This is a genomic window from Xanthobacter flavus (assembly GCF_017875275.1).
GTDB lineage: Bacteria > Pseudomonadota > Alphaproteobacteria > Rhizobiales > Xanthobacteraceae > Xanthobacter > Xanthobacter flavus_A.
On the sequence record NZ_JAGGML010000001.1, the window covers coordinates 3,662,986 to 3,681,675 of the forward strand.

An 18,690-nucleotide genomic window follows, 5' to 3' on the forward strand; every position below is an offset into this window, starting at 1 on the left:
CGGCGTGTCAGTTCACCGCGAAGCCGTACTTCTTGAAGATGTCCTTTGCATCCGGGCTCTGGATGAAAGCGAAGAAGGACTTGGCGGCGGGCGTGTCCTGGCCTTTCACGAGGGCGAAGGGATAGTCCACCGGCGGATAGCTGTCGGCCGGGAAGGTGGCGACGATCTTCACGTTCTTGGCGATGGCCGCGTCGGTGGCGTAGACGACGCCGTAGGGCACCTCGCCGCGCTCCACCAGCGCCAGCGCCGCGCGCACGCTCTCGGAGCCGACGATGCGTGGCGCCACCTTGTCCCACAGGCCGAGATTGGTGAAGGCGGTCTTGGCGTAGACGCCCACCGGCACGCTGTCGGTGAGGCCGGTGGCGATGCGGCCGTTGGGGCCGAGCAAGGCGTCGATGTCCAGGCTCTTGGAGATGGTGACGGGCTTCGCCTTGTCGGCGGGCGCCACCAGCACCAGTTCGTTGCCCAGCAGCTTCACGCGGGTGGCGGGCAGGGTCAGGCCCTTGGCGTCGGTATAGGCCATCCACTTGAGGTCGGCGGAGGTGAAGATGTTGGCGGGCGCGCCGGCCTCCATCTGCTTGGCGAGCGACGAGGAGGCCGCGAAGGAGAATTTGATGATGTCCTTGCTGCCCTTCGCCTCATAGGCCTTGGCGATGTCCTGCAAGGCGTTGGTGAGGCTCGCGGCGGCGAACACGGTCACGGTCTCCTGCGCGGCCGCGGGCAGCGGCGCGGCGGCAAAGGCGGAGAAGACGAGACCCAGGATCAGGCGGCGGGAGGCAATAAATCCGGACATGGCAATGGCACCTCGGCAATGGGCCCGTGATATGTCCATCGATATACAGGATGCCGCCGCGAGACAATAGCGCTGCCCCTTCCGGATGAGCAGCGCACCGGTCGTAGTAGATCAAGATACCGCCAAGGCTCTGCTGCCGGACCAGTCTTTGCTGCGATGCGGCATCAAGCCGCGCGTGATCGCGAGACGGGGTTTACAGGCCCATCAGCTTCAGCGCAGCCGCGCCGGGCGCCAGCATGGCGAAGGCCCACAGCGCCGCGCTTGCGACGTTGGCGATCTGGAAATGGCTCTGGCGCATGGCGAGCACGCCGGCGATCAGCGGCACCACGGCGCGCAGCGGGCCGAAGAATCGGCCGATGGCGACGCCCCACACGCCGAAGCGCTGGAAGAAGTCCTCGGCGCGGGCGACGAGGTCCGGGCGGCGGGACAACGGCCAGAAGCCTTTCGCGCGCTCCTTGTAATGGAAGCCGAGCCAGTAGGAGATGGCATCGCCCAGCGCCGCGCCGGCGGCTGCGGCGAGCCAGATGGGGAAGAAGTGCAGCCCCGCCGCCTCGATCAGCGCGCCGATGGCGAGCAGCAGCACGGTAGCGGGAATGAAGAAGGAGATCAGCGCCAGCGATTCCCCGAAGGCGAGCCCGAACACCACGGCCGGCGCGAGATAATGGTGCTCTTCAACGAATGCGGTGAGCGACGTGACGACGGCGGACAGATCGAACATGTCTCCTCCTGCCGCCAGGATCGGGCCCGCGGCCTCCGGGCGCAAGCCCCGCCGCGCCTCCGCTCGTGCGGCGATTGCTGCTGCGCGACTTCCTGAACGCACATTCGGGCAAAATGGCGCCACGGCTGGGCATGAGGGCAGACAAAGCGCGGACTGCCCAACCATTCGCCTTGAAATCGTCACGGGTCTCGTCCATATGGTGGTTCGCGCCGATGGAGGCATTTGGTTTCCTCCCCTTAGCGCGCTCGGGCCGCGTAGCGGAGACCGCTGGAGCTTCGATCTGGACGACGCTGTGACATGGCGTTTCGTCTGTGAGGCATCGCAAGCGGCTTTGCCCGATCACATCTTTTGCCCTGGACACCCCTGGCCACGCGGGATGTCGAAATCCCGCGAGCCGCGCCGCGCCCAAAAGGCTGCGCCGGTGCCGCTCGCATACGAAAGTCAGAGCTTGACCTCTTTTTCGAGCCTCGGCCTCGCCGAGCCCATCGTTCGCGCCCTCACCGAAGCGAATCACGTCACTCCCACCCCCATCCAGGCTGAAGCCATCCCGCAGGTCCTCAATGGCCGCGACCTGATCGGCATCGCCCAGACCGGCACCGGCAAGACCGCTGCCTTCGCCCTTCCCATCCTCGATCGTCTCGTGCGCCATCCCCGCCGTCCGGACCCCAAGTCCGTCCGTGCTCTGGTGCTCTCGCCCACCCGCGAATTGTCCGGGCAGATCGTGGACAATTTCGAGAAGTTCGGCCGTCACGCCAACATCTCGGTCACGCTCGCCATCGGCGGTGTGCCCATGGGTCGGCAGATCCGGGCGCTCGCCCGCGGCGTGGACGTGCTCGTCGCCACCCCCGGCCGGCTCATGGACCTCGTGGAAAACCACGCGGTGAAGCTCGACCAGGTGGAGATGTTCGTCCTCGACGAGGCCGACCAGATGCTGGACATGGGCTTCGTCCATGCCATCCGCGCGGTCGTGCGCCGGCTGCCGCACAAGCGGCACTCGCTGTTCTTCTCCGCCACCATGCCCCCGGCCATCGCCGAACTGGCGGGCGGCATGCTGCATGATCCGGTGCGCGTCGCCGTCACCCCGGTGGCCAAGACCGCCGACCGGGTGGAGCAGCGCGTCATCCACGTGGACAAGCCCAACAAGGGCCAGCTCCTCGCCGAGGTTCTCTCCACCGAGGACGTCGACCGCGCCCTCGTCTTCGCCCGCACCAAGCACGGCGCGGACAAGGTGGTGCGCGTGCTCGCCAAGTGCGGCATCGCCGCCGAGGCGATCCACGGCAACAAGTCGCAGAACCAGCGCGACCGCGTGCTCCTCGCCTTCCGCGAAGGCAAGATCCGCACCCTGATCGCCACCGATATCGCCGCCCGCGGCATCGACGTGACGGGCGTGAGCCACGTCATCAATTACGACCTGCCCAACGTGCCCGAGAGCTACGTGCACCGCATCGGCCGCACCGCGCGCGCCGGCCGCGAGGGCATCGCCATCTCCTTCTGCGATCACGAGGAGCGGGCGTATCTCAAGTCCATCGAGCGGCTCATCAAGCTGCAGATCCCGGCCACCGACCGTCGCGGCGCAGGCATGCGCTTCGATATTCCCGCGGCTCCGCCGATCGAGCTGGAAGAGCGTGACGAGACCGCCGAGCGCAACGATTTCATCGGTGGTCGCGGCGGCCGTCCCGGCCAGCGTGGTCCGCAGCGCTCGCGCGGTCCGCGTCCCGAGGGTGGGCGTGGCCAAAGTCAGCGTTCGGAAGGACAGCGCGCCGAAGGTCGCGAGCAGCGCGAGCCGCGCGGTGAGCGTCCTGCCGGCGAGGGCCGTCCGGCCCGTGCCGCTCAGCCGCGTGCCGAGCGGGCTCCTGAGGGGCATCGCAACGGCCAGGGTGCCGGCAACGGCGCGGGCCGTCGCGACGGCCAGAACCGCAGCGGTGAAGGCCGTGGCGCGCGTCCCCAGGGCGAAGGCCGTGGCGGTGAGCGCGGCGGCGATCGTGGCGCCCGTCCCGGCAACGATCTCGGCGGCCTCGGCTTCATGAAGGCCGTATCCAACCGGAGTGAGCGTCCCGCGGGCCGCCCCGCCGGTGCCAAGCGGCCTGTGAACTGAGCCTCCGCTCGCGCGTCACACTGCGTTGAACAGGTCACGCCGGGCCTTTTTCCTGGGCCGGCGTGACCCACCTATGGGAAATCGGGCGATTTTGTGAGATAAGCCCGCCAAATTCGTCCCGCGCCGCGGGACCGCTGGAGACGACTATATGGCGAAGGAAGAACTGCTGGAGTTCGAGGGGACTGTGACGGAAGTGCTCCCGGACGGCAATTTCCGGGTGCGTCTCGACAACGACCACCAGATTCTGGCCTATGCGGCCGGCAAGATGAAGAAGAACCGCATCCGCACCATTGAGGGCGACCGCGTGGTGGTGGAGATGTCCCCCTACGATCTCGATCGCGGCCGGATCAACTTCCGCCACAAGGCCGAGGGCAACGCCCCGCCGCCCGGCGCCCGCCGCCAGCAGAATTTCCGCCGCCGCTGATCCTTCGGGATCGCGGACAGGGCGTTCGGCGCCGGCCGGGGAAATCCCCCGCGCCGGCTTTTGGCGTTTGTTGACCGAAGCAGAGGGAAACCCCGGCGGCAAAAGCTTGCCGGTCATTCCTGCGCAGGTCTCCCGTCCGTCATTGCCCGCCTTGTGCGGGCAATCCACCCATCGGCCGTAAGGGTGTGTCCGGACTGCAGACGGCGGAATGGCCCCGGTGTGGATCCCCCGGACGAGCCGGGCGATGACAACGTGGATGGGTTGCGAGTGTCCCGCCCAAATGGCGTGCGGCAATGCCGCTCCGCTGGGGCGCCTCAGCCCCTGCCGTCCGCCTTGATGAGGTCGGCCGCCTTCTCGGCGATCATCATCACCGCCGCCGCCGTGTTGGCGGAAACCAGCGTCGGCATCACCGAGGCGTCCACCACGCGCAGGCCGTCGATGCCGACGACGCGCAGGTGCGGGTCCACCACCGCCTGCGGCCCGGTGCCCATGCTGCAGGTGCCCACCGGGTGATAGATGGTCTGCCCCGTGCGGCGGGCGAACTCCACGAAATCGGCGTCGCTCCGGCAGTCCGGCCCGGGGTTCATCTCGAAGGCGCGGTAGGGGTCCATGGCCTTCTGCCCGACGATGTCGCGAGCGATCTTCATGCCGGCGGCAAGGCAGGCGCGGTCTTCCTCCATGGCGAGGAAGTTCGGCCGGATGGCCGGCGGCGTCAGCGGATCGGCGCTCTTCGCATGGATCGAGCCCACCGAGTGGGGCCGCAGCTGGGTGACGCCGATGGTCATGCCCGGCAGATGGTCCAGCGTGCGGTCGGCGGCGTTGGCGTAGCTCGCGTGCATGAAGAAATACTGCACGTCCGGCCCGGCGAGGCCCGGCCGCGTCTTCACGAAGCCATGGGCAAGGCCGGTGCCGAGCGTGAGGATGCCCTTGCGGGTGAGGAAATACTGCGCCACCGCCTTGGCGAGGGCGACGCCGCGCGTCTGCTCGTTGAGGGTGATGGGCTCCTTCACCCGCCAGTTCATGCGGGTGGCGAAATGGTCCTGATAATTGTTCCCGACGCCGGGCAGCGCGTGGACCACGGGGATGCCCGCCGCCTTCAGCACGTCCGGATGGCCGATGCCGGAGAGTTCCATCAGATGGGGTGACTGCACCGCGCCGGCGGTGAGCAGCACCTCGCCCGAGGCGGTGGCGGTCTCCTCCCGCCCGTCCCGCCGGAACACCACCCCCGTCACCCGCCGACCGTCGAGCACGAGGCGCAGCGCCTGCGCGTGGGTGACGACCTTGAGGTTGGGGCGGGAGAGGGCAGGACGCAGATAGCCGTCCACCACGGTCCAGCGCCGGCCACCGCGCTGGTTCACCTGATAATAGCCGAAGCCTTCCTGATCCTTCCCGTTGTAGTCGGGATTGCGGGGAAAGCCCGCCTCTTCGGCCGCCGAGAGGAAGGCCTCGGACAGCACCGGCCGCTCCGCCACCCGCACGATGCTGATGGGGCCGTCCGTGCCGCGCACGGTCGGATCCGCGTCGGCCTCGTCGAAGCGCTCGAACTTCTTGAAATAGGGCAGGACGTCGTCATAGCCCCAGCCGGTGGCGCCGCGCTGGGCCCAGCCGTCGAAGTCCTGCTTCTGCCCGCGCACGAAGATCATGCCGTTGATGAGCGTCGAGCCGCCGAGGCCTTTGCCGCGCGGCACGACGATGGGGCGGTCGTAGGTGTTGGGCTCGGGCTCGGTGTTGAAGCGCCAGTTGAATGCGCTGCCCGACAGGAGCTTGGAGAAGCCGGCCGGGATGGGCACCCAGAAGCCCTTGTCCGTGCCGCCCGCCTCCAGCAGCAGCACGCGCCGGCGCGGGTCTTCCGAGAGCCGGGCGGCGAGGATGCACCCTGCCGTGCCGCCGCCCACCACGATGTAATCGAAACTGTCCATCGTCTTCGATCCGAATGGGACTAGAGGGCGGCGCTGGGCATTCCCGGCAGCGGCGTGCCTTTCGCGGCCATGGTGACGGCGAGGCCCGCGATGACCTCCTCCTTGCCGGCGAAGGCGGCGCGCTCCAGCACCTTGGAGATGGTGGGCGAGGCGATCTTGCCGGTCACGCGCTGCACCGGCTGGTCCAGCCAGTCGAGGTAGCGGCGCTGGATCTCGTCGGCGAGGAAGCCGCCGTAGGAGGTGGAGAGGGAGCCCTGCTCGACGATCAGCACGTTGTTGGTCTTGCGGATGCTCTCGCCGATGGTGTCCCAGTCGAGCCCGGCCCGGTCGAGCGAGCGCAGGTCGATGATCTCGGCATCGAGCCCCAGTTCCTCCACCGCCTCGCGGCTGCGATGGACCATGGCGGAATAGGTGAGGATGGTGAGTTCGCGCCCCGGCCGCACCACCTTCGCCTTGCCGAAGGGGATGATGTAGTCGAGGTCGCCGTCCGGAATGGCGCCGGAGGTCTGGTAGAGGTCCACATGCTCGATCACGAGCACGGGGTCCTCGCAGGCCAGCGCGGCATTCATCAGGCCGATGTAATCGAACGGGGTGGAGGGCGCGACGATGCGCCAGCCGGGGGAGGTGGCGAACACGCCCGCCGGGTCCAGCGAATGCTGGGAGCCGTAGCCCGTGCCCATGGCGATCTTGGTGCGCAGCACCAGCGGCACCGGCACATCCGCCCCGAACATATGCCGCGCCTTGCCGATCTGGTTGAACACCGGGTCGGCGGCGACCCACATGAAGTCGGGATACATGAACTCGATGATGGGCCGGTAGCGCCCGTCCATGGCGATGCCGCCCGCGAGGCCCGCGAACGCGCCTTCCGAGATGGGGGTGCCAAGGCAGCGGTCCGGGAAGGCGGCGGCGAGGCCGCGCGTGGCGCCGTTGGTGCCACCCTTCAGCTTGTGGATGTCCTCGCCCATGATGACGAAGCGCTCGTCCGTCTCGAAGCGGCGGTGCAGCACGTCGGCGATGGCGTCCACGAACTTGCGCTCGGCGAGACGGCCGCGATAGGTCGCCTCCTCCTCGGCGCGCTTGCCCGAAAGCTCGGAGAGATCGCCGCGAATGCCTTCGTCCACGAAGGACACGTCCGGCCACATGCCGGGCATCACCCGGCGCTTGTTGCCCACCGTCTCCACCAGCTTGGCGGCCGCATCCGCCATGGCCGCCTCGGCCCGCTCGGTGAGGGCGTCGAGATCATCCTGCGTGAGCACGCCCCGCGCCACCAGCGCCGCGCCAGTGCGCTTGATGGGATCGCGGGCGCGCCATTGGGCCTCCTCCTCCTTCGTGCGATAGCCGAAGGCGGAGCCGGGCAGGGCGCCGTTCTGGTGGAAATAGCGGTAGACGTCCGCCTCGATCACCGCCGGGCCCTGTCCGGCGCGCATGATCTTCAGCGCCTCCTGCGTGGCGAGATGGACCGCCAGCGGGTCCATGCCGTCCACCTTGAAGGAGGGGATGCCGAAGCCGGTGCCGCGGCCCGAGAGGCGCGTCTCGCGGGTCGCCTCCTCCACGGTGGTGGCCACCGCATAGCCGTTGTTCTCGATGAAAAAGAGCAGCGGCAGGTCCCACGCGGCGGCAAGGTTCATGGTCTCCAGCACCGCGCCGATATTCACCGCGCCGTCGCCGAAATAGGAGATGGCCACATCCCCCGTGCCGGCGCGCTTGTGAGCGAAGGCGGCACCCGCTGCCAGCGGCACGCCGCCGCCCACGATGGCATTGGTGCCGATGGCCCCCGCCTCGCCCCAGCGCAGATGCATGGAGCCGCCGCGCCCGTGGCCGAAGCCGGGCTCGAGGCCGAGGATTTCGGCGAGCGAGCGGTGGAGCAGCGCGTGGGTGTCATCGCTCAGCGGTGCGGTCGGGTCGAGGCCGGGGGCGACATAAGCGAGCGCCTTGGCAAGGAACTGGTGATGGCCGCGATGGGAGCCGTTGACCTGATCGGTGGGGCGCAGGCCCACGATGGAGCCCGCCGCGCCGCCCTCCTGGCCGATGGAGGAATGGGCGGGACCGTGCACGAGGCCCTCGCCGGCCAGCTCCAGCACCTTCTCCTCGAAGGCGCGGATGAGCGCCATCTGCGCCAGAAGCTCCTTGAGCAAAGCCGGATCGGCGGCGGCCCAATCGGCCTCATTGGTCTTGAGTTCGACCCAAGGCGCGGCGGGGTGAAGGGCAATGGTCTCGGGCATCTCTTGGATCTCCGTGCCGCGGCGTCCTCCTGCGCTCGGAGTGGCGTCGGGACCGTCAATTAAAACGTTTCGTGTCCAAGCCTGCGGCACCTGCCGCAGGCGGGGTTCACAGGTAGCCGTAGGCGGTCCAGCCGCCGTCCACGGCCATGACCTGACCGGTCACCGCGCTCGCCTGGTCGGACGCCAGGAAGACGGCCATGCGCGCCACCTCCTCGGTCTCGATCAGCCGGCCCATGGGGGTGCGGGCCTTGAGCTTGTCGAGGTCGAGGCGGCCGCGCTCGGCGAGGTCGTCGAGGAAGGGGGTGCGCACATAGCCGGGGGCGAGGGCATTCACCCGCACGCCTTGGCCGGCCCATTCGCAGGACAGCGCCTTGGCCATCATGGCGACGCCGGCCTTGGAGGCGCAGTAGCCGATGCGCTCGGGCGCGGCGACGATGCCGTACATGGAGGCCATGAGCAGTAGCGAGCCGCCGCCCTGCGCGATCATCCGCCGGCCGGCCTCCTGCGCGGTGAGGAACACGCCGGTGAGGTTGATGGAGATGACCCGTTCCCACTCCTCCTCGCTCACCTCAAGGGTGGGGGCGTTCTGCGAGACGCCGGCATTGGCGAGGCAGACGTCCACCGGCCCGAACCGCGCCTCGGCCGCATCGAAGGCGGCCACGATGTCCGCCTTGCGCGTCACAGAGCCGGTGATGGCGAGGGTCTCGCCCAGCTCCTCCGCGATGGACGCGGCAGCCGGATCGAGGTCGAGCAGCACGAGCGAAGCCCCCTCCGCCCGGAAGGCGCGCGCCACGGCGAGGCCGAGGCCGGAGGCGCCGCCGGTGATGAGGGCGCAGCGGCCGGTGAGGGCGCCGGTCACGCGGCCGCTCCCACGGAGCGCATACCGAGGAAATCGGCCATCAGGTCGAGCTGGCAGACCAGCATGGGCTTGCCCGGATGGGTGCGGCACCCCTTCGCCCTGGCGGCGGCGAGGATGGCGGTTTCCTCCGGCTGCATGATGACTTCGGCGACGATCTGGTCGCTGGTGAGCTTGGAGGCATCGAAGGGCAGGGCATCGCCCTCTTTCAGGCCCAGCGAGGTGGCGTTGGCCACGATGTCGTGGCCTTCAGGGTCGGTGGTGCCGATGGCCACCGGCGCGCCGGGGAAGGCGTCGGCGAGGCGCGCGGCGAGGTCTTCCGCCTTGGCGCGGGTGCGGTTGGCGATGGTGAGGCGCGCGACGCCCGCCTCCACGAAGGCGAAGGCAATGGCATTGGCCGCGCCGCCCGCTCCCGCGAGATAGACGCTGCGGCCCTTGGGATCGATGCCGGCCGCCTTGAGCCCGCCGACGAAGCCCTTGCCGTCCAGCATATCGCCGATGAGCCGCCCGTCCTCGTCCCGGCGCACCACGTTGCAGGCGCCGATGCGGCGGGCACTGTCGGACACCTCGTCCAGAAGGTCCACGATGGCGGTCTTGTGCGGCACCGTCACCACAAAGCCGCCGAGGCTCTTCATGGCCTTCAGGCCGTCCACCAGGCGCGGCAGGTCATCCGAGGAGACGTGGAAGGGCACCATCACGCCGTCGCGGCCCTCGCGCGCCATGAGCGCGTTGAGCATCTGCGGCGTCTTCACGTGATGGATGGGGTCCGCGAGGATGCCATAGACCTTGGTGAGGCCGGAAATCTCGCGCGGGTTCGGGGCGGTCATGGGCTTTGGTCCGGTCTCAGATGCCGAGATAGGCGGTCTTGATGTGCGGGTCGGCGAGAAGGCCCGCGCCGGTGTTCTCGATGGCGATGGCGCCGTTCTCGATCACATAGGCGCGGTCGGCGATCTTCAGCGCGTGGAACGCCTTTTGCTCCACGAGAAGAACCGTGGTGCCGCTCTTGCAGATGCGGTCGATGACATCGAACATCTGCCCGACGATGATGGGCGCGAGGCCCAGCGACGGCTCGTCCAGCATCAGCAGCTTCGGCTTCGCCATCAGCCCGCGGGCGATGGCCACCATCTGCTGCTCGCCGCCGGAGAGGGAGCCGGCGAGCTGGGTGAGGCGCTCGCGGACGCGGGGGAAGATGTCCAGCACCTCCTCGAAGCGCTCCATCATCCCTTCGCGGACGCTCGGGTGGTAGCCGCCCATCAGCACGTTGTCGCGCACGGTCATCACCGGGAACAGCTGGCGCGCCTCAGGCACCATGATGAGGCCGGAGCCGACGATCTCGTCCGGGCTCATGCGGTCGATGCGCTTGCCGTCGAACTCGATGGTGCCGGCGCTCGGCTTCACCAGGCCGGAAATGGTGCGCAGCAGTGTCGTCTTGCCGGCGCCGTTGGAGCCGATGATGGTGACGACCTCGCCCCGCCCCACGTTCAGCGAGAGGCCCTGGAGGATGACGGTCCGGCCGTAGCCGGCGGTCACGTCAGAGACCTTGAGCATGGACGAAATCCTCCCCGAGATAGGCCTCGATCACCCGGCGCTCGCGCACCACCGCGTCGGGCGCGCCTTCGGCGATCACCTTGCCGCTGTCGATCACGACGATGCGGTCCGACAGGCTCATGATGGCCTGCATGTTGTGCTCGATGGCGATCACGCTCACGCCGCTGTCGCGGATGGCGCGCACCAGCTCCACCATCTTCTGCGTGTCCGACTGGCTCTGGCCGGCCATCACCTCGTCCAGCAGCAGGATGGTCGGCTCGGTGGCGAGCGTGCGGGCCACCTCCAGCCGCTTCAGGCCGCCGATGGGCAGGGTGCCGGCCTCCACGTCCTTCACGTCATAGAGGCCGACAGTGCGGGCGACACGCAGCGCCACGGCGCGGGCGTCGTCCACCGAGCGGTGGCGCAGGAAGGCGCCGATCATGATGTTCTCCAGCACGCTCAGCTTGCCGAACGGCTGGACGATCTGGAACGTGCGGCCGATGCCGAGGCGGGCGAAGGCGTCCGGCGTCTTGGGCTGGTGCCATTTGCCGTCCTGTCCGAGCAGTTCCACCGTGCCGGCATTGGGCGCGAGGAAGCCGGAGAGCTGGGCGAAGACGGTGGTCTTGCCGGCGCCGTTGGGGCCGATGACACCGAGGATCTCGCCGCGCTTCAGGGTGAGGGACACGTTGTCTGTGGCCACCAGCCCGCCGAAGCGCTTCACGAGGCCCGTCGCCTTCAGCACTGGCTCGCCCGCTGTGCCGCCGATGACCTTGGCGGGGGGCGCGATCGTCTCCGGCCGCGTCCGTCCGCCGCCGGGCAGCTTGTCGATGAGGCGGGTGACGAACGGGCCGAAGGTGCCGACGAGGCCGCCGGGCAAAGTGAGCGTGATGATGACCAGCACGGTACCGTAGACGAAGCCGTGCAGGCCGTTGGCCGAGGCCCCGAGCCAGCCGCGGGCGAGTTCCGCCAGCGGCACCACCAGCACGGTCCCGAGCAGCGGCCCCGCCACCGTCCCGAGCCCGCCGATCAGGGCAAACATGGCGATCTCGATGGCGGTGGCGAGAGAAAACAGCGTCGCCGGCTCCAGGAACGTCATGTACATGGCGTGGAAGGTGCCGACGCAGGCGGTGAGGGCTGCCGACGCGGCGATGGCCCAGAGCTTCACGCCGTTGATGTTGATGCCCGCCGCCTGGGCCGCGCTGTCGCGCTCCCGCACGGCGGTGAGCGCATAGCCGAGCCGCGAGTTGCGGATGGCGTAGGAGACGGCCAGCGAAAGCAGCAGCAGGCCGAAGGCGATGTAGAGATAGTTGATCTTCTCGCGGAAGATCATCCACGGCCAGCCGATCTGCAGCGGCACCACGAGGCCGGCCGAGCCGCCGGTGACATCGTGGAAGTGGATGGCCAGCAGCCGCACCACCTCCAGAAAGGCGATGGTGGCGAGCGAGAAGAATGGTCCGCGCAGCCGGAAGCAGGGATAGCCGATGCCGATGGAGACCAGCGCCGCCAGCGCCGCGCCGGCGATCATCCCGATCCATGGCGAGAGGCCGAAATGCTGCAGCAGCAGCGCCGCCGTGTAGCCGCCGATGCCGTAGAACACCGTGTGGCCCAGCGAGAGCTGGCCGGCATAGCCGCCGAGGATGTTCCAGGCGGTGGCCAGCGCCCCGAACACGCAGATGGTGACGAAGACGTGCACCATGAAGGTCGAGCCCGACCAGGCCGGGATGATGACCAGCAGGGAGAGCGCCGCGAGGCTGCAATAGACCCTGGGGTCGGTGATCCGCGCGAGAAGCGAGGGGCGGCCCGACGACACCGGGGCGGTGGCGGGGGCGTGCGAGGAGTCTTGAAGGCTCATCGGATCACTCCGTGCCGCGGCCGAGGCCGAACAGGCCGGTGGGCTTGAAGATGAGAATGGCGAGGAAGATCGCGAAATAGACGACTTCCTTCAGGTCGGGGGCGATGTAGTAACCGGAGAGGCTGTCCACGAGGCCGATGATCATGGCGCCGAAGAAGGCGCCGTACATGGAGCGCATGCCGCCCAGCACCACCACCACGAAGGCGGTGAGCACGAAATAGGTGCCGATCGTCGGCGTCACCGGATAGAGCGGCATCACCAGCGCCGAGGCAAGGCCGACGCAGGCGGCGCCGATGCCGAAGGCGATGACGTAGATCTGGTCCACCTTCACGCCCATGAGCAGCGCCGCATTGCGGTTCTGCGCGGTGGCGCGGATGGCGCGGCCGAGGGCGGTGGACTGCATAAAGAGGTGCAGGCCCGCGACCAGCGCCAGTGCGCACACGAACATCACGATCTGCCCCTTCACCAGGGAGAAGCCGCCCACCATGAGCGTGCCCTGCGCGGCGGACGGGGGGATGGAATAAAGGTCCGCGCCGAACACGAGCAGCGCGAGGTTCACCAGCGCCGTCGAGAGACCGACGGTGGCGAAGATCTGGATATGCTCCTCGGCGCCCAGCAGCGGCTGGATGAGAAAGCGCTGCACCGCCGCGCCGATGGCGAACAGCAGGATCACGATGGGGACCGCCGCCGCATAGGGATGCAGGCCGAACTTCGCGGCGAGGAGATAGGCCGCGTACATGCCCACCATCAGGAACTCGCCATGGGCGAAGTTCACCACCCGCACGATGCCGAAGATCAGGGTGAGGCCGACGCTGATGATGGCATACATGCTGCCGAGCAGTATGCCGTTGAGCACCAGCTGGATAAGAACGTCCATCGCGCTTGGCTCCAGTGCGCAGGTGGGGGCGGGCGGGTGCGCAGCTGGCGCACCTTCCTTTTCGGAGAGGCTGAGGGTGGTCGGCGCCGCTCCGTCCTCAACGGGGGGCGAACCGGTCCGGGCGGCGCGATCCATCCGTGTTGTCATCCCCCGGCTTGTCCGGGGGATCCACCGCTCGACCGGGCTGACCTTCAGGTCCATGCACCGGGACAGCGCGGGAGTGGATGCCCCGGACAAGCCGGGGCATGACGGTGCTTGGAAGAACGCGGGAGGCCCCGCCTCAGTTGGTGCCGATGCCGGTCTTCATCTTGGCGACCGCGGCGTCCGTCGGGAACACGGTGACGAGGTTGCCGCCCTGCCACTGCATCAGGAAGGGCACGGCGCGGGTGTTCTGGCCCTGCTCGGAGAACTTGGCGCCCCAGCCGGTCGCGGTCTGGCCCACCGGGATGTCCACCTTCATCACCGCCGCGCGCACCTTGTCGGCGTCCGTGGTCTTGGCGCTGGCGATGGCGTCGAAGAACACCCGGGCGCCCATGTAGTTGGCGAGCGAGTGGCCGGAGCGCGGATCGATGCCGTACTTGGCCTTGTACTTCGCCGAGAACTCGGTGATGCCGGGCGCCGCCTTGGGGTTGGTGTTGTACTGGGTGAAGTCCACGTCCAGGGCGCCTTCCATGTTCTCCGCGCCCACCGCCTGCATGGTGTCGCGGGTGGAATAGCCGCCGCCGGCGCCCATCACCGCCTTGGGCTTGTAGCCCTGGTCCTTCATCTGGCGGAAGAACAGCACCGTGTCGTTCTGGTAGGAGGTCTGGAGCACCACGTCGGCGCCCGCGGACTTCAGGCGCAGGATGACCGGGGTGAGGTCCACCGACTTGGCCGAATAGGGCAGCACCTCGACCACGTTGAGGCCCTTCTCCTTGGCGCGGGTCTTCTGATAGCCGGAGACGGTCTGCCCGTAGAGGCTGTCCTCGTGGATGATGCCGATCTTCAGGTCGCCGGGCTTGGTGTTGAGCGCCGGGGCGATGGCCTCGATGACGGCATCGACCATGCGGTTGGCGAAGTCACGCGCCGTGGGATTGGTGCGGAAGACGTATTTGAAGCCGCGCTCGGTGATGGGATCGGAGATCGCGCCCAGCTCGAAATAGGGGATGTTGGCGAGTTCCGTCACCTGCGTCGCCGCGAGCGACAAAGACGAGGAATAGGTGCCGAAGATGGCCGAGACCTTGTCCACGGAAGTGAGGCGCCGCGCCTCGCCGACCGCCTGGTTGGGATCGACCGCGTCGCCCTTGATGAACTCGATCTTCTGGCCGTTGATGCCGCCAGCCGCGTTGCGCTCCTCCACCGCCAGCTCGAAGCCGCGGAAGCTCTCGTCGCCGAGCAGCGCGAGGGTGCCGGAGAAGGGATAGAGGGCACCGAACTTGACGGTGCCCTGAGCGGCCGCCGGCAGGGTCGAGGCCAACGGCACGGCCGTGAGCAGAGCGGCGGCCAGCGCCGCGCGCGCAAACATCTTCATGGTTTCCTCCCTCCGCCGACCCCCATCGGGATCGGGCGATTCAAGTCATTGTCCGGACACGGTTTTCCGTGCCCTTCGGTCGAAATGGCGCGCTGGCCATCCCGTCTGGCGAGGCGGATAATGCAGATAACCAAGTTGCCTGACAAGTATGATCTATGTATTTTCCGGACCCACCAGAACGCGCCGTCATGAGGGCGCCGCCGGTGCCGGGCGCGGCCGCATAGGACGCCACCGACAGGTGCCGGACAGCCTCGCAGAAGGCGCAAGGGAGGAAGCCGGTGGCAGAGATTGCGACGACGATGCGCCAGGTCCGCTTTGCGGGCGCGGGCGGTCCCGAGGTGGTGACGGTCGAGACGGCGGACGTGCCGCGTCCCGGTCCCGGTCAGGTGCTGGTGGAAGTGGTGGCGGCGGGTGTGAACCGACCGGACTGTCTCCAGCGCGCCGGCAATTATCCCCCGCCTCCCGGCGCCACGGACGTGCCGGGCCTCGAGATCGCCGGCCGCGTGGTCGCGCTGGGTGAGGGCGTCACCGCGCCGAAGATCGGCGACGAGATCTGCGCTCTGGTGATCTCCGGCGGCTATGCGGAATATTGCATCGCCGAGGCGCCTTTGTGCCTGCCGATTCCGAAGCCGCTGTCGCTTCTGGAAGCCGCCGGACTGCCGGAGAACTATTACACCGTCTACGACAACGTCTTCACCCGCGGCGGGCTGAAGGCGGGCGAGACCATTCTCATCCATGGCGGATCGAGCGGCATCGGCTCCACCGCCATCCAGCTCGCCCACCATGCCGGCGCGCGGGTCATCGCGACGGCGGGCTCGCAGGAGAAGTGCGACTTCTGCCTGTCGCTCGGCGCCGACGCGGCCATCAATTATCGCGAGGCGGATTTCGTCGCCGAGGTGAAAGCGCTCACCGACGGCAGGGGCGTCGAGGAAATCCTCGACATGGTGGGCGGCCCCTATGTGGCGCGCAACCTCCAGGCCCTCGCGGTGGAGGGGCGCCTCGTGCAGATCGCCTTCCTCCAGCCGAGCGAGGTCACCATCGACCTCATGCCCGTCATGCTGAAGCGCCTCACCTTCACCGGCTCCACGCTGCGCGCCCGTCCGGTGGCGCTGAAGAAGGCCATCGCCGATGCCCTCATGCGCGATGTGTGGCCGCTGCTCGATGCCGGCAAGGTGAAGCCCTTCATCCACGCCACCTTCCCGCTGGAGCAGGCGCGCGAAGCCCATGCGCTGATGGAATCGAGCGCGCACCTCGGCAAGATCATGCTGGAGACCGGGCGGTGAGCGCGCGCGTTGCCTTTGTCACGGGCGCCGGTCGCGGCATCGGCCGCGCCCAGGCTGATGCCCTCGCCGATGCGGGGCTCGCAATCGCCTATGTGGACCATGACGCAGCCCTTGCGAACGCGGCCGCGGAAGCCGCCATCGCGCGCGGCGCCGCCGCCATCGGTCTTGCCGCCGATGTCTCCGACTATGCCGCCGTCGCGGCCGCCGCGCAGGCCGCGGCAGCGGCGCTCGGGCCGGTGGAGGTGCTGGTCAACAATGCCGGCATCTCGCCCAAGAGCGGGGCGGACGGCCGCCGCTCGGAAGCCTGGGAGATGCCGCCGGAAGAATGGCGCCGTGTCATCGACGTGAACCTCACCGGCGCCTTCAATTGCGTGCGGGCGCTGTCGCCCGGCATGAAGGCGCAGGGGAAGGGCCGCATCGTCAACATCGCCTCGGTGGCGGGGCGCACCTATTGCGACATCGTGGGCGTCCACTATGCGGCATCCAAGGCCGCTCTCATCGGCTTTACCAAGCATCTCGCCGGCGAACTCGGCCCCTACGGCATCACGGTGAATGCCATCGCCCCCGGCCGCATCGACACGCCCATGATGCGCGGCACCGCCTCCACCGCCAACGAGGCGGTGCGGCTCTCCACCCCCCTGCGCCGCCTCGGACAGCCGGAGGAGGTGGCGGCGACCTGCGTGTTCCTCACCTCGGACGCCGCGGCCTTCGTCACCGGACAGGTGGTGGATGTGGCCGGCGGCTGGCTGATGACCTGAGGCGCGCCATGAACGACACCAAGGGTTTCGACTTCACCGGCAAGACTTTGCTGATGACCGGCGCCAATGGCGGCATCTCCCGCGCCATCGCGCGGGTGTTCTTCGACCTCGGCGCCAATTGCGTGCTCACCGATCTCGACCTTCCCGGCGTCTCCGCCTTCGCGGCCGAGCTGGATCCCACCGGCGCCCGTGTCCTGCCCCTTCGGCAGGATGCGGCGAAGCCCGAGGAGGCGGATGCGGCGCTGGGCGCGCTGGCCGAGCGGTTCGGCGCGCTGGACGTGCTCGTCACCTCAGCCGGCCTCTATCGCGAGCGGCGCGTGGCCGAGATGAGCGACGACTATTGGCGCACCGGCATCGCGGTGAATCTCGACGGGGTGTTCTACACCTGCCGCGCCGCCATCCCGCATTTCGCGGAGGGCGCGTCCATCGTGAACGTCGCCTCCATGGCCGGGCACCGGGGCAGCGTGACCCATGCGGACTATGCGGCGGCGAAGGGGGCGGTGCTCACCTTCTCGCGCACGCTCGCGCAGGAACTGGCACCCAAGGTGCGGGTGAATGCGGTCTCCCCCGGCCTCATTGACACGCCCATGGTGCGCCCGCTGATGGCCACCAATGGCGGGGCGCTCCTCGCCGGCACGCCGCTGAAGCGGCTCGGCACGGCGGAGGAGGTGGCGCGGGTCGTCGCCTTCCTCGCCTCCTCATGGGCGAGCTTCGTCACCGGCGAGACAGTTCATGTGAATGGTGGTCTCTATATCGCGAGCTGAATCGCGTCATGCGAGGCGGGCGGCCGGACGGTGCCGCCATCGGGCGAGGTGAGGGAAGACGGACATGGCGCAACCCCGCGACACGGCGCGCGAAACCTCCCGGGATATTCTCGGCCGCGCGCCCTCGCTCGCCGACACGCTCGCCCAGCGCCTGCGCGAGGAGATCGCCTCTGGCCGTCTCCAGCCTGGTGAAAAGCTGCCCACCGAGCACCAGATGTCCGGGACCTACGGCGTCAGCCGGCCCATCGTCCGCGAGGCGGTGGGCCGGCTGAAGCATGATGGCCTCGTCACCAGCCGGCAGGGGGCGGGCGCCTTCGTCGCCGATCCCGGCGCGGCCTCATCCTTCCGGCTGGAAATCGCCGATCTCAGCGACCGCGCGGAGATGAGCGCCATCGTTGAATTGCTGATGGCGGTGGAGGCCAATGCCACCGCCCATGCTGCCGTGCGCCGCACCAAGGACGATCTCGGCCGCATCCACGACCAGCTCGATGCCATGCAGGCGGCGGTGGACCGTGGCGAGCCGGGGGTGGACGAGGACATGGCCTTCCACCGCGCCATCGTGGAGGCCACCGGCAATCCCTATTTTCGCGACCTGTCCCAATTCCTCGACCACCGGGTGCGCCATTTCATCCGCACCGCCCGCGCCAACACCGCGCGCCTCGGCGGCCTTGCCCAGGCGGTGCAGGACGAGCATGTGGCCATCTTCATCGCCATCGAGCGGCAGGACCCCGCCGCCGCCCGCGCCGCCGCCGAAGACCACCTGCGCCACGCCGCCACCCGCCTCGCGCTCTATCTGAAGCCGTGACCTGTCCCGGAACGGGACGGGTTCACCCGCAGGCCGGGGATGCAGCGGGAACGGGGCGTGACCGAATCAGGCGCGGCGGGATTTTCGGGATTTGTTCTGTATGGCTCCGCCTCACCGCCGTCGCCCTCCGGCGTGACCGGAGGACCCATGGGGCGGCCTGTGCCTGCCTGCGAAGAGACTACGGGCCGCGGCGCCGCAGGCGGGGAGCCGCGCCCGTCTCCTGTCCCGGAACGGGACGAACGACGGGCCACCCGCGCACGCAGCGGGAACGGGGCATGACCGAATCA

The 18,690-nt window shown here is 68.7% G+C and carries 16 protein-coding genes; 6 read left to right on the forward strand and 10 right to left on the reverse strand.

Annotated features, from left to right (window positions below; translation table 11 throughout):
- Nucleotides 1–7: 7 nt before the first annotated feature.
- Together modA and J2126_RS17390 are read right to left on the reverse strand one after the other, a co-directional pair.
- The gene (gene modA, locus J2126_RS17385; RefSeq protein ID WP_209488127.1) at nucleotides 8–793 is read right to left on the reverse strand and encodes a molybdate ABC transporter substrate-binding protein; all 786 of its coding nucleotides are present in this window, start codon (nucleotides 791–793) and stop codon (nucleotides 8–10) included.
- A gap of 193 nt (nucleotides 794–986) precedes the next feature.
- The gene (locus J2126_RS17390; protein ID WP_209488128.1) at nucleotides 987–1,511 is read right to left on the reverse strand and encodes a DedA family protein; all 525 of its coding nucleotides are present in this window, start codon (nucleotides 1,509–1,511) and stop codon (nucleotides 987–989) included.
- A gap of 448 nt (nucleotides 1,512–1,959) precedes the next feature.
- On the opposite strand from J2126_RS17390, the gene J2126_RS17395 reads away from it, so the two are divergent.
- Nucleotides 1,960–3,606, forward strand: a complete 1,647-nt coding sequence (locus tag J2126_RS17395; RefSeq protein WP_245327419.1) for a DEAD/DEAH box helicase — start codon at nucleotides 1,960–1,962, stop codon at nucleotides 3,604–3,606.
- Between the two features lie 148 nt (nucleotides 3,607–3,754).
- Nucleotides 3,755–4,030, forward strand: a complete 276-nt coding sequence (gene infA, locus J2126_RS17400; RefSeq protein WP_012115181.1) for a translation initiation factor IF-1 — start codon at nucleotides 3,755–3,757, stop codon at nucleotides 4,028–4,030.
- A gap of 314 nt (nucleotides 4,031–4,344) precedes the next feature.
- Here the strand turns inward: infA and J2126_RS17405 are convergent, their stop codons facing one another.
- The 8 genes from J2126_RS17405 to J2126_RS17440 all read right to left on the reverse strand — a co-directional run bounded on the left by J2126_RS17405 (nucleotide 4,345) and on the right by J2126_RS17440 (nucleotide 14,793).
- Nucleotides 4,345–5,949, reverse strand: coding sequence for a GMC family oxidoreductase (locus J2126_RS17405; RefSeq protein ID WP_209488130.1), 1,605 nt, complete (start codon nucleotides 5,947–5,949; stop codon nucleotides 4,345–4,347).
- Nucleotides 5,950–5,969: 20 nt separating this feature from the next.
- Nucleotides 5,970–8,171: an alpha-ketoacid dehydrogenase subunit alpha/beta gene (locus tag J2126_RS17410; RefSeq protein ID WP_209488131.1), complete on the reverse strand. Its 2,202-nt coding sequence runs from the start codon at nucleotides 8,169–8,171 to the stop codon at nucleotides 5,970–5,972.
- 106 nt (nucleotides 8,172–8,277) lie between these two features.
- Nucleotides 8,278–9,030 (reverse strand): SDR family NAD(P)-dependent oxidoreductase, encoded by a 753-nt coding sequence (locus tag J2126_RS17415; RefSeq protein WP_209488132.1) that lies wholly within the window; start codon nucleotides 9,028–9,030, stop codon nucleotides 8,278–8,280.
- A complete protein-coding gene (locus J2126_RS17420; protein WP_209488133.1) occupies nucleotides 9,027–9,854 on the reverse strand; it encodes a shikimate dehydrogenase family protein in 828 nt (275 codons plus the stop codon). The genes J2126_RS17415 and J2126_RS17420 overlap by 4 nt, the downstream gene beginning before the upstream one ends.
- A 16-nt stretch (nucleotides 9,855–9,870) precedes the next feature.
- Nucleotides 9,871–10,575 carry an ABC transporter ATP-binding protein gene (locus J2126_RS17425; protein ID WP_209488134.1) on the reverse strand — a complete coding sequence of 235 codons (705 nt, stop codon included), beginning with the start codon at nucleotides 10,573–10,575 and terminating at the stop codon, nucleotides 9,871–9,873.
- Nucleotides 10,559–12,406 (reverse strand): branched-chain amino acid ABC transporter ATP-binding protein/permease, encoded by a 1,848-nt coding sequence (locus tag J2126_RS17430; RefSeq protein ID WP_245327420.1) that lies wholly within the window; start codon nucleotides 12,404–12,406, stop codon nucleotides 10,559–10,561. Before J2126_RS17430 ends, J2126_RS17425 begins: the two co-directional genes overlap by 17 nt.
- Before the next feature lie 4 nt (nucleotides 12,407–12,410).
- Complete coding sequence (locus tag J2126_RS17435; RefSeq protein ID WP_209488135.1) at nucleotides 12,411–13,283, reverse strand: branched-chain amino acid ABC transporter permease; 873 nt, start codon at nucleotides 13,281–13,283, stop codon at nucleotides 12,411–12,413.
- A 280-nt stretch (nucleotides 13,284–13,563) separates the two neighbouring features.
- Entirely contained in the window at nucleotides 13,564–14,793 is a 1,230-nt protein-coding gene (locus J2126_RS17440; protein ID WP_209488136.1) for an ABC transporter substrate-binding protein, read from the reverse strand.
- Between the two features lie 299 nt (nucleotides 14,794–15,092).
- Here J2126_RS17440 and J2126_RS17445 point away from each other — a divergent pair, with 299 nt between their 5' ends.
- The 4 genes from J2126_RS17445 (at nucleotide 15,093) to J2126_RS17460 (ending at nucleotide 18,403) form a co-directional block, all read left to right on the forward strand.
- On the forward strand, nucleotides 15,093–16,076 hold the full coding sequence (locus tag J2126_RS17445) for an NAD(P)H-quinone oxidoreductase (RefSeq protein ID WP_209490275.1): 984 nt from the start codon (nucleotides 15,093–15,095) through the stop codon (nucleotides 16,074–16,076).
- Nucleotides 16,073–16,834, forward strand: coding sequence for an SDR family oxidoreductase (locus J2126_RS17450; RefSeq protein ID WP_209488137.1), 762 nt, complete (start codon nucleotides 16,073–16,075; stop codon nucleotides 16,832–16,834). Before J2126_RS17445 ends, J2126_RS17450 begins: the two co-directional genes overlap by 4 nt.
- An 8-nt stretch (nucleotides 16,835–16,842) precedes the next feature.
- Entirely contained in the window at nucleotides 16,843–17,598 is a 756-nt protein-coding gene (locus tag J2126_RS17455) for an SDR family NAD(P)-dependent oxidoreductase (RefSeq protein WP_209488138.1), read from the forward strand.
- Nucleotides 17,599–17,662: 64 nt separating this feature from the next.
- Nucleotides 17,663–18,403, forward strand: coding sequence for a FadR/GntR family transcriptional regulator (locus J2126_RS17460; protein WP_209488139.1), 741 nt, complete (start codon nucleotides 17,663–17,665; stop codon nucleotides 18,401–18,403).
- Nucleotides 18,404–18,690 lie beyond the last annotated feature (287 nt).

What these genes read in the sequence shown, in the direction of transcription:
- J2126_RS17460 (WP_209488139.1), top strand. Translation starts at nt 17,663, where the DNA reads ATGGCGCAACCCCGCGACACGGCGCGCGAAACCTCCCGGGATATTCTC.
- J2126_RS17435 (WP_209488135.1), bottom strand. Translation starts at nt 13,283, where the DNA reads ATGGACGTTCTTATCCAGCTGGTGCTCAACGGCATACTGCTCGGCAGC.
- infA (WP_012115181.1), top strand. Translation starts at nt 3,755, where the DNA reads ATGGCGAAGGAAGAACTGCTGGAGTTCGAGGGGACTGTGACGGAAGTG.
- J2126_RS17440 (WP_209488136.1), bottom strand. Translation starts at nt 14,793, where the DNA reads ATGAAGATGTTTGCGCGCGCGGCGCTGGCCGCCGCTCTGCTCACGGCC.
- J2126_RS17425 (WP_209488134.1), bottom strand. Translation starts at nt 10,575, where the DNA reads ATGCTCAAGGTCTCTGACGTGACCGCCGGCTACGGCCGGACCGTCATC.
- J2126_RS17410 (WP_209488131.1), bottom strand. Translation starts at nt 8,171, where the DNA reads ATGCCCGAGACCATTGCCCTTCACCCCGCCGCGCCTTGGGTCGAACTC.
- modA (WP_209488127.1), bottom strand. Translation starts at nt 793, where the DNA reads ATGTCCGGATTTATTGCCTCCCGCCGCCTGATCCTGGGTCTCGTCTTC.
- J2126_RS17455 (WP_209488138.1), top strand. Translation starts at nt 16,843, where the DNA reads ATGAACGACACCAAGGGTTTCGACTTCACCGGCAAGACTTTGCTGATG.
- J2126_RS17405 (WP_209488130.1), bottom strand. Translation starts at nt 5,949, where the DNA reads ATGGACAGTTTCGATTACATCGTGGTGGGCGGCGGCACGGCAGGGTGC.
- J2126_RS17390 (WP_209488128.1), bottom strand. Translation starts at nt 1,511, where the DNA reads ATGTTCGATCTGTCCGCCGTCGTCACGTCGCTCACCGCATTCGTTGAA.
- J2126_RS17430 (WP_245327420.1), bottom strand. Translation starts at nt 12,406, where the DNA reads ATGAGCCTTCAAGACTCCTCGCACGCCCCCGCCACCGCCCCGGTGTCG.
- J2126_RS17445 (WP_209490275.1), top strand. Translation starts at nt 15,093, where the DNA reads ATGCGCCAGGTCCGCTTTGCGGGCGCGGGCGGTCCCGAGGTGGTGACG.
- J2126_RS17420 (WP_209488133.1), bottom strand. Translation starts at nt 9,854, where the DNA reads ATGACCGCCCCGAACCCGCGCGAGATTTCCGGCCTCACCAAGGTCTAT.